The organism is Erwinia rhapontici (assembly GCF_012271765.1).
GTDB classification, from domain to species: Bacteria; Pseudomonadota; Gammaproteobacteria; order Enterobacterales; family Enterobacteriaceae; genus Erwinia; species Erwinia rhapontici.
The window spans coordinates 770,982-784,205 of record NZ_VRKO01000016.1 but is presented as its reverse complement, the minus strand read 5'-3'; the positions used below and the strand labels follow the sequence as shown (position 1 = coordinate 784,205).

Annotated in this window: 14 protein-coding genes; 2 read left to right on the top strand and 12 right to left on the bottom strand. The window is 55.8% G+C overall.

Annotation, left to right across the window (positions count from 1 at the left end):
• Positions 1 to 26: 26 nt before the first annotated feature.
• From FVB43_RS20630 to FVB43_RS20585, 10 genes are all read right to left on the bottom strand, one after another.
• Positions 27 to 983 carry an AEC family transporter gene (locus FVB43_RS20630; protein ID WP_167864645.1) on the bottom strand — a complete coding sequence of 319 codons (957 nt, stop codon included), beginning with the start codon at positions 981 to 983 and terminating at the stop codon, positions 27 to 29.
• 57 nt (positions 984 to 1,040) lie between these two features.
• Positions 1,041 to 2,060, bottom strand: a complete 1,020-nt coding sequence (locus tag FVB43_RS20625) for an AI-2E family transporter (RefSeq protein WP_133844989.1) — start codon at positions 2,058 to 2,060, stop codon at positions 1,041 to 1,043.
• Between the two features lie 74 nt (positions 2,061 to 2,134).
• Positions 2,135 to 2,767, bottom strand: coding sequence for a methionine ABC transporter permease (locus FVB43_RS20620; RefSeq protein WP_167864770.1), 633 nt, complete (start codon positions 2,765 to 2,767; stop codon positions 2,135 to 2,137).
• A gap of 23 nt (positions 2,768 to 2,790) precedes the next feature.
• On the bottom strand, positions 2,791 to 3,582 hold the full coding sequence (locus tag FVB43_RS20615) for a methionine ABC transporter ATP-binding protein (RefSeq protein WP_133844991.1): 792 nt from the start codon (positions 3,580 to 3,582) through the stop codon (positions 2,791 to 2,793).
• A gap of 1 nt (position 3,583) precedes the next feature.
• Complete coding sequence (locus FVB43_RS20610; protein ID WP_133844993.1) at positions 3,584 to 4,390, bottom strand: MetQ/NlpA family ABC transporter substrate-binding protein; 807 nt, start codon at positions 4,388 to 4,390, stop codon at positions 3,584 to 3,586.
• Positions 4,391 to 4,404: 14 nt separating this feature from the next.
• Positions 4,405 to 5,445, bottom strand: a complete 1,041-nt coding sequence (locus FVB43_RS20605; RefSeq protein ID WP_167864644.1) for an isopenicillin N synthase family dioxygenase — start codon at positions 5,443 to 5,445, stop codon at positions 4,405 to 4,407.
• Positions 5,446 to 5,784: 339 nt separating this feature from the next.
• Positions 5,785 to 6,129, bottom strand: a complete 345-nt coding sequence (locus FVB43_RS20600) for a helix-turn-helix domain-containing protein (RefSeq protein ID WP_133844997.1) — start codon at positions 6,127 to 6,129, stop codon at positions 5,785 to 5,787.
• A 240-nt stretch (positions 6,130 to 6,369) separates the two neighbouring features.
• Positions 6,370 to 6,825, bottom strand: a complete 456-nt coding sequence (locus FVB43_RS20595; RefSeq protein WP_133845000.1) for an RrF2 family transcriptional regulator — start codon at positions 6,823 to 6,825, stop codon at positions 6,370 to 6,372.
• A gap of 206 nt (positions 6,826 to 7,031) precedes the next feature.
• A complete protein-coding gene (locus FVB43_RS20590; RefSeq protein ID WP_133845001.1) occupies positions 7,032 to 7,907 on the bottom strand; it encodes an NAD(P)-dependent oxidoreductase in 876 nt (291 codons plus the stop codon).
• Between the two features lie 62 nt (positions 7,908 to 7,969).
• Complete coding sequence (locus FVB43_RS20585; RefSeq protein WP_133845003.1) at positions 7,970 to 8,824, bottom strand: helix-turn-helix transcriptional regulator; 855 nt, start codon at positions 8,822 to 8,824, stop codon at positions 7,970 to 7,972.
• Between the two features lie 117 nt (positions 8,825 to 8,941).
• Between FVB43_RS20585 and FVB43_RS20580 the strand changes: the two genes are divergently transcribed.
• On the top strand, positions 8,942 to 10,360 hold the full coding sequence (locus FVB43_RS20580) for an MFS transporter (protein WP_159337158.1): 1,419 nt from the start codon (positions 8,942 to 8,944) through the stop codon (positions 10,358 to 10,360).
• Between the two features lie 94 nt (positions 10,361 to 10,454).
• On the opposite strand, the gene FVB43_RS20575 is transcribed toward FVB43_RS20580, so the two are convergent.
• Together FVB43_RS20575 and glsB are read right to left on the bottom strand one after the other, a co-directional pair.
• Positions 10,455 to 10,631 (bottom strand): hypothetical protein, encoded by a 177-nt coding sequence (locus FVB43_RS20575; RefSeq protein WP_159337159.1) that lies wholly within the window; start codon positions 10,629 to 10,631, stop codon positions 10,455 to 10,457.
• A 154-nt stretch (positions 10,632 to 10,785) separates the two neighbouring features.
• Positions 10,786 to 11,709, bottom strand: coding sequence for a glutaminase B (glsB, locus tag FVB43_RS20570; RefSeq protein WP_133845007.1), 924 nt, complete (start codon positions 11,707 to 11,709; stop codon positions 10,786 to 10,788).
• Between the two features lie 276 nt (positions 11,710 to 11,985).
• On the opposite strand from glsB, the gene FVB43_RS20565 reads away from it, so the two are divergent.
• Complete coding sequence (locus FVB43_RS20565; protein ID WP_133845009.1) at positions 11,986 to 13,170, top strand: sugar transporter; 1,185 nt, start codon at positions 11,986 to 11,988, stop codon at positions 13,168 to 13,170.
• Positions 13,171 to 13,224 lie beyond the last annotated feature (54 nt).

Genomic DNA, 13,224 nt, shown 5'->3' with positions numbered 1-13,224 from the left:
TTTCTCACCCCCACATTTTCCCTCACTCACCCATACACCCAATCCATCGTAAGCATCAGAATTGGCGTGGTAATTGCCGAAAAAAGCGTGGTCAGCAACATGCTGGTCGCCGCAGGTCCGGTCAGCGCGTTAAACTGCTGCGACATTAGATACACGTTCACGCCCACGGCCATGGAGGCCAGCAGTACCACCACTTTACTTTCCATCGGCGGCAGCCCAATCATCCAGGCCAGGCCCCACACGACCAGGGGTTGCACGATCAGCTTAATGGCGCTCAGCGCATAGCTGATGGCCAGCCCTTCTTTAATCCGGTAACTCGCCAGACTCATGCCCAGTGCCACCAGCGCCAACGGCACGGCGATCTGCCCCAGCATGGTCACGGGCTGATCAACGAAGACAGGCAATGGCAGCCCGGTCAGGCTGAACAAGGTGCCGGAAAGGATGCCGATAATCAGGGGGTTTTTCAGTACGCTGAGCGCGGTATTACCGAAGCCCTTCAGGTTAAGCGCCCCATGCCTGAACCACTCCACCGAAACGGTGGCCAGCGTCCAGAGAATTAAGCCGTTAAACACCAGCACCAGCGCAACGGAGGGGATCGCCTCGTCACCCAGCATCACGCGGGCAATGGGCAGGCCCAGCAGCACATTATTGGAGAAAATCCCGCCGAGGGCAAACACCGAACCGGCCACGCCATCAAGCTTAAACACCTTAGATGCCACAATCCGGCCAATGATAAACACCAGCAGACAGCCGCCGAAAAAGGCAATCAGCAGGCGGGCATCCACCGACGGCCCATCACTGAAGTCGCACATCAGGCGAAACAGCATGGCAGGCAGCGCCACGCGGAACACCAGCCGGTTAATGGCGCTGGTGATACTCTCCGGCCACTGACGCCAGCGCACCAGCAGCCATCCCAGAGCGATCAGCACAAACAGCGGCATGGAAATAAAGATCTGATGAAGCAGCGTGGTCAATAACGACATGGATTATCCGTCAGGGCCGGGAAGTTTCCCGGCCAGCATAGCGCAAGTAAAATAGCCCTAAATCAGTCTGCTGGCACGCAGCTCCGCTTTCAGGTAGGCGTAATAGACCGGGGCGGCCACCACGCCGGCCAGGCCAAAGGCCGATTCAAAAACCAGCATCGCTAACAGGATCTCCCAGGTTTTGGCGCTGATGCGGCTGCCAAAAATCCGCGCGTTGATAAAGTATTCCAGCTTGTGGATCAGCACGAGGTAAATCAGGGCAATCAGCGCGGCTTCCAGCGAGATAGAAAGACCGATCAGCACAATCACCGTATTGGAAATCAGATTACCGATAATCGGCAGCAGCCCGGCGATAAAGGTCAGCACCACGACGGTTTTAGCAAACGGGAAATGCAGGCCAAACATCGGCAACACGCCGAACAGGAAACCGCAGGTCAGGATGGTATTGACCAGCGACACTTTAATCTGTGCAAACACCACATTGTGAAACGCCGCCGCCAGGGTGGTTAAGCGGTCCAGCATCGCCTGCTTCAGCGGCGCTTCAGGGCGGATTCCGCTGCTGGTGCGCAGTGAGATGATCGCGCCCAACAGCATGCCAATCAGCATGGTGGCAAAGGTATGTGCCGCACTGCGGCCAAAGGTCTGCACCACCACCAGATGTTCACGCAGCCAGGTCACTACCTGGTTCTGCAGTTCATCGATGTCCGAAGGCAGATAGCGCGTAATCACGGGCGACAGCGTGTGCTGGGCATCCTCCAGCAGTTTGCTGGCCGTGGCGTGGAAGGCGGCAGGGTTCTGGAAGTCATGCAATAGGAAGCCGATCAGCTTGGTGATGCCGGTGACCAGCGAAAGAATAATCACCACGCTAAGAAACATAATGCTGATCCAGCGGGCAATCGGCCCCTTCACCAGACGTTCCACTAAGGGCGTCAGGGCCAGAATGGTTTCATAGACGATAAAGCCGGCAAGAAAACAGGGCAACAAACGCAGCGGGAAGATGGCGAACAGCGCAATAAAAATCAGGCCGTAGCTGGTGACCTGGCATAATTGCGCCCGATTAACGTTCCGTATTTCCATGACCAATCCTGTCTGAAGGAAAAAAATGAAGCGAATTCAGACAGTATACTATGCGTGCGCCAGATTTTGCTGAATTAACGGCGATGAGCCAGCTGTCGCACCAGGCGATCGCCCACCATCTGTACGGCCTGCACCAGCAGGATCAAAACGACCACGGTGCCAATCATCACTGGCTGATTAAAACGCTGGTAACCGTAGCGGATAGCCAGGTCGCCTAACCCGCCGCCGCCAATCACGCCTGCCATCGAAGAGAAACCAATCAGCATCACCAGCGTCAGCGTCATGCCTGCCAGCAGCGCGGGTAACGCTTCCGGCAACAGGACTTTGCTGACCACATGCCAGCCGCTACCGCCCATTGACACGATGGCTTCAATCCGTCCTTTATTGACCTCATCCAGCGCGTTTTCGACGATGCGGGCAAAAAACGGGATGGCACCAATGGTGATCGGCACGACAGCCGCACTGCTGCCCAGCGTGGTCCCGACAATGATGCGCGTCAGCGGGATCAGCGCAATCAGCAGCACCACAAACGGCAGAGAACGACCGACGTTAACCACCGCACCCAGCAGCGCATTCAGGCGCGGCAGCGGCAGAATACCGTCGTGACGCCCGACCTTCAGCAGCACACCCAGCGGCAGGCCGATCAGAAACGTAAACAGCCCGGCCAGCGCCACCATATACAGGGTTTCCAGCGTGGCCGCCGACATCAGTTCCCACAGCTCATTCAGGTCTAGGCTACCGCGCACAGGTCACCTCCGTGGATGCCATGACGTTGCAGGAAACGGTGTTCTGCCTGCGGATCGTGCAGCAATGCTTTACGCAGTACTGAGTCCGGCTGACGCAGGAGCGTGCTCAGCGCCCCGCTCTCAACGATCTTACCGCCCTCCAGCAGCGCAGCACGATCGCAAATCGCTTTCACTACCTCCAGCTGATGGGTGATCATCACGATGGTCAGACCAAACTGCTGATTAATCTGCTGTAACAGCGCCAGCACCGATGCCGTGGTCTCCACGTCGAGGGCGCTTGTTGCTTCATCGCAGAGCAGATATCCCGGCTGTGCAGCCAGCGCCCGCGCAATACCGACCCGCTGCTGCTGACCACCGGAAAGCTGAGTAGGAAAGGCGTTCGCTTTATCACTCAACCCGACTAAATCCAGCAGCTCTGCCACGCGTACCCGCCGCTGTGAGGCTTTCACCCCGGCAATTTCCAGCGGTACAGCCACATTACCCGCCACGCTGCGCGAGTGCAGCAGATTGAAATGCTGAAAAATCATCCCACTGCGCTGCCGCTGCTGGCGCAAGGCGGCCTGGCTCAGGCGGGTAATGTCCTGTCCATCGACCAGTACCCGACCGGCGTCGGGGCGTTCAAGCAGATTAAGACAGCGGATCAGGGTACTTTTCCCCGCCCCGCTGCGGCCGAGAATGCCAAATATCGAACCATCGGGGATGGTCAGCGAGACATTATCCAGCGCCGGGCGCTGGTCTGGGCTGTAGCGCCGGGTGACATTCTCGATATCAATCATATTATTTCCCTGCGACCGGGATCACAGAGCCTTTATAAGTCTGCTGAATAAACTCAGCGACCTGCTTCGACTCCAGATCTTTCGCCAGCTGTTTGATGCGCGGATCGTTCGCCAGTTTGGGTGTGGTGACCAGGATATTGGCATATGGGTTATTTTTGGCGCTTTCCAGGCCCAGTGCGTCTTTTGCCGGGTTCAGCCCTGCTTCCAGCGCATAGTTGCCGTTGATGATCGCCAGATCGACATCATCCAGCGAACGTGGGATCTGTGGCGACTCCACTTCAAGAATTTTCAGGTTTTTCGGGTTAGTCGCGATATCTTTCGGCGTTGCCTGGTTTTTTGCCGGATCGTTGAAGCCCGGTTTCAGGGTGATCAGCCCCTCGCTTTGCAGCAGGTAAAGTGCACGGCTCAGGTTGGTGACGTTGTTCGGAACCGCCACTGTCCCTTTGTTCGGCACGTCTTTCAGGTTTTTCACTTTATGTGAATAGATGCCGAGCGGCTCAATGTGCACCGTGGCGGCCACGGTAAAGGTCTGCCCCAGCGCTTTTTCCTGATCGCGCAGATACGGCACGTGCTGGAAATAGTTGGCATCGACATCGCCATGCGCCAGCAGTTCGTTGGCGTTGACGCCGCTGGTCAGTTCAATAATTTTGAGATCGAGTGACGGGTCAATTTTCTTCACATAGTTAAGAATTTCAGCGTGCGGCACGGCATCAGCCGCGATGCGTAGCGCCTCCGCCGCCTGAGCTGAAAAAGCCAGTGTCATGGATAACGCGATCCCAGCCAGAGAAAATGGAGCATGTTTGATCATTGCAGTTCCTTTCATTAAGCGGTGTGTTGAGGTTGTTGTTGTTGTTGTTGTTGTAATTCCTGATACCAGCGGGCTGCGACATCCGGATGGGAGCGCAACCGGCCTTTCAGATAGTTCCAGCCGACGTCACGCAGCAGCGGGTTGAGCGGATCGCTCGCAGGGCCTTGTGCCAGGCGGGCAATCTCTTCCGGCAGCGTGAAAACAGGCACCACAGCATCCAGCTGTGCGCCAAGGAAAAAGGCAATCGACAGACGGTCCTGCCCGTTGGGCGGGGATTCCACGCGGTGGACGGTAGCGCGCAGATAGCCGTTGCTGGCCAGCTCAAGCAGTTCGCCGATATTGACCACAAAAGCCCCCTGCAAAGGCAGAGCATCCACCCAACGATCCGGCTCCACTTCCACCTGTAAACCGCGCTGCTGGTCCTGCAACAGGAAGCTGAGGAAGCCAGAATCTTTGTGTGCGCCCACGCCCTGACTGGTGGTTTCTGCCGTCTGGCCGGGGTAGCGGATCAACTTGATATGTTCGTTAGGTTTTTCGCCGTATAGCGGGTCGAAGGCATCCGGGGCCAGCTCAAGTGCCTGAGCGAAAGCGCGCAGCAGTCGCTGAGACATGGCGGTCATCTCCTGCTGCCAGTGCAGCAGCGTGGGCTTCAGTTCCGGCAAGGCTTCCGGCCACAGGTTCGGTCCCTGCAGGCGCTTCCAGCCTGCTTCACCCGATTGCAGCGCCAGCGCCGGGCGTTCAGCACCGATATCAAACTGTTCACGCCAGTCTGGCTGGCTGCGCGTCAGTTCCGATCCCGCGCGGTTATAGCCGCGAAAATGCGGGGAGTGGATCATCGATACCTGCTGCTTGTCGTCGTCCGACAGGGCGAAAAACTGACGAGACAACTGCTGTACCTTCGCCGACAGTGCTGCATCAACGCCGTGATTGATCAGGTAGAAAAAACCGACATCGCGCGCGGAGCGGCTGAGTTTTTGTAAAAACGCCTGCTGCTGTTCGGCATTGCCATCCAGCTGCGAGAAGTCGAGGATCGGTAGTGAGGTGATCTGGGTCATGGTTGCTCCGTAACGGGTTCAGGACGCGCGGCGAAGGGCGCTGCCCTTCTCCTTATTGCTGTCTTATAAGAACAATATTCCGTGTTTTGAGCTGGCGGTAAAATATCAATATTGGCAATGGTTTATACATAGATGGATAACATCAATCTGCAATGCTGAATGCGTGATTGTTATTTTCGTCAGCGACGATCATCTGAAGGTGGCGGCAGAAATGAGGGGGGGGGGGAAATCGGGACTGGGCGGTATTTGCAGTGGGCACAAGGCTGGGCAGCTTACGCGAAAGTGACTCATGTGAGCGGACAAACTGTTGTCCGCTCACCTGTCAGGGGGATGCTGCTATCAGGCTGCGTGGGCCGCAATCTGAACCTGACGACGCCATGCGCCCGGCGATTGACCGAACTGACGTTTGAAGCTGCGGTTAAATGACTGCTGAGAATCAAACCCAAAACTGATAGCCACATCCAGAATCGGCTCACCGCCCCTTGCGAGACGTTCAGCGGATTTTTTCAGGCGGCGTTCACGAATATATTCACCCAGCGCATGGCCGGTGTGCTGTTTAAACATACGTTGCAGGTGCCATTTTGAGTAACCGGCACGGGCAGAAACGGTGTCTAAATCCATTTTCCCTTCAATGTGTGTATCGATCCACTTGACGAGATCGTTAATAAAATCATCATGGCTCATCGGAAATCCCCTGATTTATTGGTCACTATTTATAAATGAATGTTGGTGGTGAATGCTAAAGAGCAACTATCACGAATGCATTTAATTACGGTAAGGCAGCCATCCCTTTAATGCAAGTTTTATTGTTGCATTAAGTGCGATCGTTAACGCGATCGGGGATCGTCAATTGTGGATTTTCAGAAATAAGTTAAGAAAGAAATGTCCCCCGCACGCGGTGAGTACAGGGGCTTGAGACGATGCTCAGGAGGCGCAGCGCTGATCCGGATTGATGCAGTCGCGCTGCATGATGTCACGCAGCGCATCAGCGACCGTGCGTTTGGCCAGGACATCGAGAGACGCCTGCTCGGCTTCTCTTGCCAGTTCTTTGAAATACCAGCAGGCATTTGCGCTGACCACGCACAGCGCCGGAACGTCCGGGCGCCCTGCCATCAACGGTTTATCTTCAATTACTGACGTATAAATTTCGCACAGCGTGATGCGATCAGCCGGGCGTCCAAGACGGATCGTCCCGCAGCGGCCAAGCGTCGAGATAATAATGCCGTCACGCGTCAGCGGCACCATCATTTTGCGCACAAAACTCGGGTTGGCATCTAAACCATCGGCGAGAATTTTACTGGTGCAACGTTGCCCCTCGCCATCCGCCTTGGCGATACATAACACCATTTGTAATGCGGTGGGAAAGCGAATATCAAGCATGATGTGATCCTTGCTTTTTTCTGTTCATCTGGAAACGAATCACTGCAATAAAAGCATTAAAAATCAGTCAAATATAAAACATATGAGTTTAATAATATAACAAACTTTGACACATTTATGAAGCACCCGGCTAAGCACTATGGGCTATTGACCATATCATGATGATTTGCAGGGATTTATACACGGCGCCCTGCCCGCCTGTCAGATTACTTTTTATGCTGCTCATGCAGGTAACGATAGACCACAGACAGATCTTTATCGCCATAACCCGCATCGACGGCACCCTGCCACTGGGTGGCAATGGTTTGCAGCCCAGGCATCGGTCGGTCGCCCGCCGCATCCAGCGCCAGCCTTGCGTCCTTCAGCGCCCAGGTGAGCTGCATCTGTGCCGGGTATTCCCCTGCGGCGATCATCGCCAGCTTGCCTTTCACATAGGGTGCCGCCAGCGGGCCGCCCTCCAGTACCTGCCAGAAATCATCCGGGGTGAAGCCAAATTGCTGCGCCAGCTGAGTACTCTCCGCCACGCCCTGCATCACGGAAACCAGCCAGGCGTTCGCCACCAGTTTCATTTTTGATCCCGCACCCGCTTCACCCAGCCATTTTGCGCCTTTGGAAATCGCTGCAAAAACCGGTTCAATGGCGGCAGCACGCTGACGATCGCCGCTGGCCAGCACCAGTATCTGTGCCTGCTCTGCGGGGGCTTTGGTCCCGGATACCGGGGCATCCAGCAGCACCACATCCGGGCGCTGTTGGTGAATGCTGTCAATCAGCTGCTGTGTGGCGTCAACGCCGATGGTACCCATCTGGCACAGTACCGCACCCGGTTTCAGCCCCGGCAGGATCTGCGCACAGGTCTTCAGTGTGGTGGCACCATCCGAAAGCATCACGATGATCACCTCCGCATCTGCCACCGCCTGTTCCGGGGTATCACACAGCACCAGCCCGTCAGCCGTCAGATCATCACCACGTGCGCGCGTGCGGTTCCAGCCGGAAACGTGAAATGATTTTTTCAGCAGATTAGCCGCAAAAGCGTGGCCCATAGCGCCCAGTCCGAGTACCGCGACCGAAGGGTGTTGATTCATAGTCACTTCCTGTCCTTGTCCTGTTTCATGATTGACTCAGGAATACCTGAGCCTTGAGAGAGTCAATCGGTAATTTTTTTGAGTGCTGCCGCGCTCTGTTCATCGTTGGGAATATAGACTAACAGACGGTCGCCGTTGCGCGGTGCAGACCACCAGTTATTCTGCCGCAGCGTGATAATGCCCACATCCGGATGGTAAAAGCGCTTTACATGGTTGTCGATGGCGCGGATCTCGTAGCGTTGCCACATGGCGCGAAATTCATCGGATTCGGACAACAGACGTTCCAGTAATTCCTGCCAACGCGGGTCGTCGAGGTGTTCCCCCATTTGAGTACGAAATAGCGCCACCATATGCGGCATCAGCTGTTCCTGATCCGCAACCGCCTGCCGCCATTGCGGATGGGTGAAGGCCAGCAGAATACAGTTACGGTCTTCTGGCGCGATGCTCTCCAGGTCGACATTCATCAGGCGGCACCATGCCGGGTTGTAACCGAGAATATCGAAGCGCGGCGTCTGGATAATGGCCGGTAGTGGGTTGAGGTGGTCGAGGAGGATCTGCCCATGCGCCGAGACCTTGGCACAGGTTTTCGCTGCCGCAGTGGCCGGCATGGGATGCCCGGCCAGCCGGTATAGGTGCTGCGTCTCGGCTTCGTTACACTGTAACGCAGTGGCAATTGCGGCCAGGGTTTTCGGCGAGGGTTTTATCTCACGCCCCTGCTCAAGCCAGGTGTACCAGGTCACGCCCACGTCCGCCAGCTGAGCCACCTCTTCACGGCGTAAGCCCGGGGTGCGACGTGAGCGATGGTGCGGCATTCCCAGCCGCGCCGGATCAATGCTTTCACGACGACTGCGTAAAAATGTGGCCAGCAGCTGACGGTTTTTTTCACTGCTGCTCAACGACAGCGGAATCTCACTCATTGGGGGGCACTCCACTCAGGCAGGTAGTGCAGGTACTATGATAATCAAGAACTGGTACCCGTTTAAGATTTCACTGATGCTATGCCCGGATACTGATTAACACAAGGGTTACGCATCATGAAAAGCGGTTTTGATTCCACCACTCTCGGCCACAGCGGTTTGATAGTGCTGTTAGCGGGTCAGCTGTTACCGATGATTGATTTTTCTATTGTCAATGTGGCGCTCGATGCCATGTCCACCACGCTGCACGCCAGCCCTATCCAACTGGAACTGATCGTCGCGATCTACGGCATCGCCTTTGCCGTCAGCCTGGCGATGGGAAGCCGGCTCGGCGATAACTTTGGCCGCCGCCGCATCTTCTGCATCGGCGTCGTGGTGTTTGCCATCGCTTCCCTGCTGTGCGGCATCACACCGGATGTGTGGACATTATTACTGGCACGCGCTCTACAGGGGATTGGTGCAGCGCTGGTCGTGCCGCAGATCTTAGCGACCCTGCATGTTACGTTGCACGGGCGCGAACATTCGCGTGCGCTCGGTTTGTACGGCGGCATTGGCGGCATGGCCTTTATCATTGGTCAGGTTTTGGGTGGTTTTCTGATTAACGCCAATCCCGGCGGTTACGGCTGGCGTAGTGTGTTTCTGATTAATATTCCCATCTGCCTGCTGGTTTTACTGATGGCTCCGCGCACTATCCCTGAAACGAAAAAGCCGCAGCGCGTAGCCATCGACTGGGCAGGAACGCTGTATCTGGCCGGAAGTATTGGCTGCCTGCTGGTCGCCCTGGCGTTAGGGCCGCTGCTGCACTGGTCGTGGCCCTGTATTGCCCTGCTCGCTGCTTTCCCCCTGCTCCTGAAACGTCTGTGGCAGGTAGAAGAGCGCATTGAACAACAGGGGGGTGCCCCACTGCTGCCACCAGCGCTGATGCGGTTGTACAGCGTGCGTTTCGGCTTATCGATTGCCGTGCTGTTTTTCTCCTGCTGGAGTGGCTTCATGTTTGTGGTGGCACTGACGCTGCAATCGGGACTGGGTCTGAACGCCTTCCAGTCAGGTAATGCCTTTATTGCTCTCGGCGTGGCCTACTTTATCGGTTCATTACTGTCGACGCGGATTGTCGAGCGGCTGGGCAAAGTCAACACGCTGCTGATCGGCTGTCTGGTGCAGATGACAGGACTGCTTGCGCTGATGCTGACGTTCAACATGGACTGGCCGCAGATTGGAGTGAGAAGCCTGATCCCGGCGACGATACTGGTTGGCTTTGGGCAATCGTTTATCGTCAGCTGTTTCTTCCGCATTGGTCTGGCTGAGGTATCGAAAGATCATGCTGGTGCAGGCAGTGCGATGCTGTCGACAGTGCAGCAGGCGGCGTTCGGTCTGGGGCCGATGCTACTGGGCACCGTGTTCAGTCAGGCGCTGCACATGCAGGGTCATTACCAGCATGCGGTGCTGACTGCGCTGGCAGCGGAGTGGCTGATTATGCTGTTACTGGTGGTGCGGACGTTGATGTCACGGCGCAGAATGGCAGCCCAGACGAGCTGAAACGGCAGCACTATTAACACGCACAAATCGAATGAGGGTCAGGAGCCCGACCCCACCGTTACCGCGGTGTCGGGCGATCTTCACAAAGCGGGGCTTAACATGCGACGAACTGGGCCTCAACCTGCTGAGTCGGTCTGAAACGCAGACGATTGCCGCTCATGGTCCAGACTTCGACACTCTGTGGCGTGGAACGGATCATAGCCAGTTTGACCAGCGCGCCAAACTGGCGCAATTGATGATTAAGCGTTAACTGCCGTGCCTGAATAGTCATACCTATCCTCTCAGGTTCATGGATTGCTGTGTGGAGCGTTGTGTTATTTCGCTGCGCAAAATATTAGCAATTCATGCTAAACCGGTCGTTGACCACGATCAATCATTGATTACGCCATGTGATTAATCGCTGTTGAAGTAGACCGGATCCGGCATCAAAATATCGACCGGCCAATACGCTCCGCCAGCAGCTCCAGCGCGGCTGTTCCGGCCAGCGAGTTGCCTGAACCATCCAGCTCCGGCGACCAGACGGCGATGCTCATTTCCCCCGGCACCACCGCAACAATACCTCCACCGACGCCCGATTTACCCGGCATGCCAACGCGCCAGGCGAATTCGCCCGCGCCATCATACATACCACTGGTGACCATTAACGCATTGATCTGTCGCGTCTGTTTCGGCGTCAGCAGCGGTTCCTCCTGCCCCAGACCTTTGCCGTGGTTAGCAAGATAAAGGAAGCAGCGCGCCAGTTCGACACAGCTCAGCGTCATTGAGCAGTAATGAAAATAGGTTTGCAGTACCTTCGGTACATCATTGTCGAAATTACCGAAAGACTTCATCAGCCAGGCAATAGCGGCATTGCGCGCGGAATGGTCATACTCCGAACGCGCCACATAGCGATCATAGGCAATGTCCGGCTCCTGGGTCAGGCTTCTGACCACCTCCAGCATACGCTGGCGCGGCGCGGTAAGGCGGGTTTCCAGCATGTCACACACGACCAGCGCGCCGGCATTGATAAACGGATTTCGTGGTTTACCCTGCTCCAACTCGAGCTGCAACAGCGAGTTAAACGGCTGGCCGGAGGGTTCTTTGCCGACCCGCTGCCAGATTTCACTGTCCTGATAGCGCGTCAGCGCCAGCGTCAGTGACAGCACTTTGGAGATCGACTGGATGGAGAAACGCTCCTGCGCATCGCCCGCCTGATAGACGGTGCCGTCAAGCATGCAGACCGCAATACCCAGACGGTCGGCAGGCACCTCGGCCAGAGCCGGAATGTAGTCAGCCACCTTTCCCTGACCAATTAATGGCCTGACCTGCTGCAGGATGTCCGTCAACAATGCATTATCCAGAACGCTCACGTATACCTTTCCTCTGCTGCTGCCTGATGAGTTGAATTACTGCGCGATTCTGCGGCCTGGCCGCATTGGCGTCAAACATTGATGCAGATAAACGTTCAGACACTTTTACACAGGGAAATAAGCGCTCGTCATAACCCCGGCTTATATAAAAATTCTGATTTACAATTTTATTGATTTTTTTATTTCATCTGGCGAATAAATAAAAGACAATATCCCCACGTTATTCTTTGACCTGTTCTTTCGGGTTAACATTCCTTCAACACATCGCTAACTTCAATGCAATCAACTACTGTTTCCCGTAAGACCGCATGGCTACGCGTGGTCATGCTCGCTATTGCTGCGTTTATTTTCAATACCACGGAGTTTGTTCCGGTGGGGCTGCTGTCAGATATCGGTAGCAGTTTTTCCATGCAGACGGCGCAGGTCGGCCTGATGCTCACGATTTACGCGTGGGTGGTGGCGCTGATGTCACTGCCAATGATGTTGCTAACGCGTAATGTCGAGCGTCGCCTGTTGTTGATTGTGATCTTTGTGCTGTTTATTGCCAGCCATGCTCTCTCCTCGGTGGCGTGGGACTTCACGACCCTGGTGGCCTCCCGCATTGGTATTGCCTTTTCACATGCGATTTTCTGGTCGATTACCGCTTCACTGGCGATCCGTGTGGCCCCTCCGGGGAAAAAGACCCAGGCACTGAGTATGCTGGCCACGGGCACCGCGCTGGCAATGGTTCTGGGCTTGCCGATTGGCCGTATGATCGGCCAGTTGCTGGGCTGGCGCATCACGTTTGCTGTGATTGGTGTGGTGGCGCTGGTGACTATGCTGCTGCTGGTCAAACTGTTACCGAAGCTGCCAAGTGAACATACCGGATCGTTGAAAAGCGTTCCTATGCTGTTTCGCCGCCCGGCGCTGGTCGCACTGTATCTTCTGATTGCAGTAACAGTAACGGCGCACTACACCGCGTACAGTTATATTGAGCCGTTTATTCAGAGTGTGGCGTCACTGAGCGGCGGTTTCACCACGTTCCTGCTGTTAATTTTCGGCGCAGCGGGCATTGTGGGAAGTATTCTGTTCAGCATTTACGGCAATAAATATCCGGCAACCTTTTTGCTCGGCGCGATTGCATTAATTACGCTGTCGATGCTGTCACTGTATGTGTCTGCCACCCACACGCTGGCGATTTCCACGCTGTGTATTGTCTGGGGCATGGCGATGATGGTGATTGGTCTGGCCGTGCAGGTGCGCGTGCTGGCCCTGGCACCGGATGCGACCGATGTGGCGATGTCGCTGCTGTCCGGGATCTACAATATTGGTATCGGTGCGGGTGCGCTACTGGGAAATCAGGTGAGTCTCCACCTGAATATGGCAAGTGTCGGCTACGTCGGCGGTGCCATCGGGATGCTTTCGCTGTTGTGGTGTGCCATCAGCATGAAGCGTTATCCGCAGTTGCGCCTCAACGGTTGACCGGTGGCGGTCAGGATCGGGTGTTCATGCCCGCTCCTGACTGCACACGCTCAA

Coding starts and splice junctions, on each gene's coding strand:
- FVB43_RS20605 (WP_167864644.1), bottom strand. CDS start 5,445: ATGACCCAGATCACCTCACTACCGATCCTCGACTTCTCGCAGCTGGAT.
- FVB43_RS20575 (WP_159337159.1), bottom strand. CDS start 10,631: ATGACTATTCAGGCACGGCAGTTAACGCTTAATCATCAATTGCGCCAG.
- FVB43_RS20610 (WP_133844993.1), bottom strand. CDS start 4,390: ATGATCAAACATGCTCCATTTTCTCTGGCTGGGATCGCGTTATCCATG.
- FVB43_RS20620 (WP_167864770.1), bottom strand. CDS start 2,767: ATGTCGGCGGCCACGCTGGAAACCCTGTATATGGTGGCGCTGGCCGGG.
- FVB43_RS20600 (WP_133844997.1), bottom strand. CDS start 6,129: ATGAGCCATGATGATTTTATTAACGATCTCGTCAAGTGGATCGATACA.
- FVB43_RS20615 (WP_133844991.1), bottom strand. CDS start 3,582: ATGATTGATATCGAGAATGTCACCCGGCGCTACAGCCCAGACCAGCGC.
- FVB43_RS20595 (WP_133845000.1), bottom strand. CDS start 6,825: ATGCTTGATATTCGCTTTCCCACCGCATTACAAATGGTGTTATGTATC.
- FVB43_RS20580 (WP_159337158.1), top strand. CDS start 8,942: ATGAAAAGCGGTTTTGATTCCACCACTCTCGGCCACAGCGGTTTGATA.
- FVB43_RS20630 (WP_167864645.1), bottom strand. CDS start 983: ATGTCGTTATTGACCACGCTGCTTCATCAGATCTTTATTTCCATGCCG.
- FVB43_RS20625 (WP_133844989.1), bottom strand. CDS start 2,060: ATGGAAATACGGAACGTTAATCGGGCGCAATTATGCCAGGTCACCAGC.
- FVB43_RS20585 (WP_133845003.1), bottom strand. CDS start 8,824: ATGAGTGAGATTCCGCTGTCGTTGAGCAGCAGTGAAAAAAACCGTCAG.
- FVB43_RS20565 (WP_133845009.1), top strand. CDS start 11,986: ATGCAATCAACTACTGTTTCCCGTAAGACCGCATGGCTACGCGTGGTC.
- FVB43_RS20590 (WP_133845001.1), bottom strand. CDS start 7,907: ATGAATCAACACCCTTCGGTCGCGGTACTCGGACTGGGCGCTATGGGC.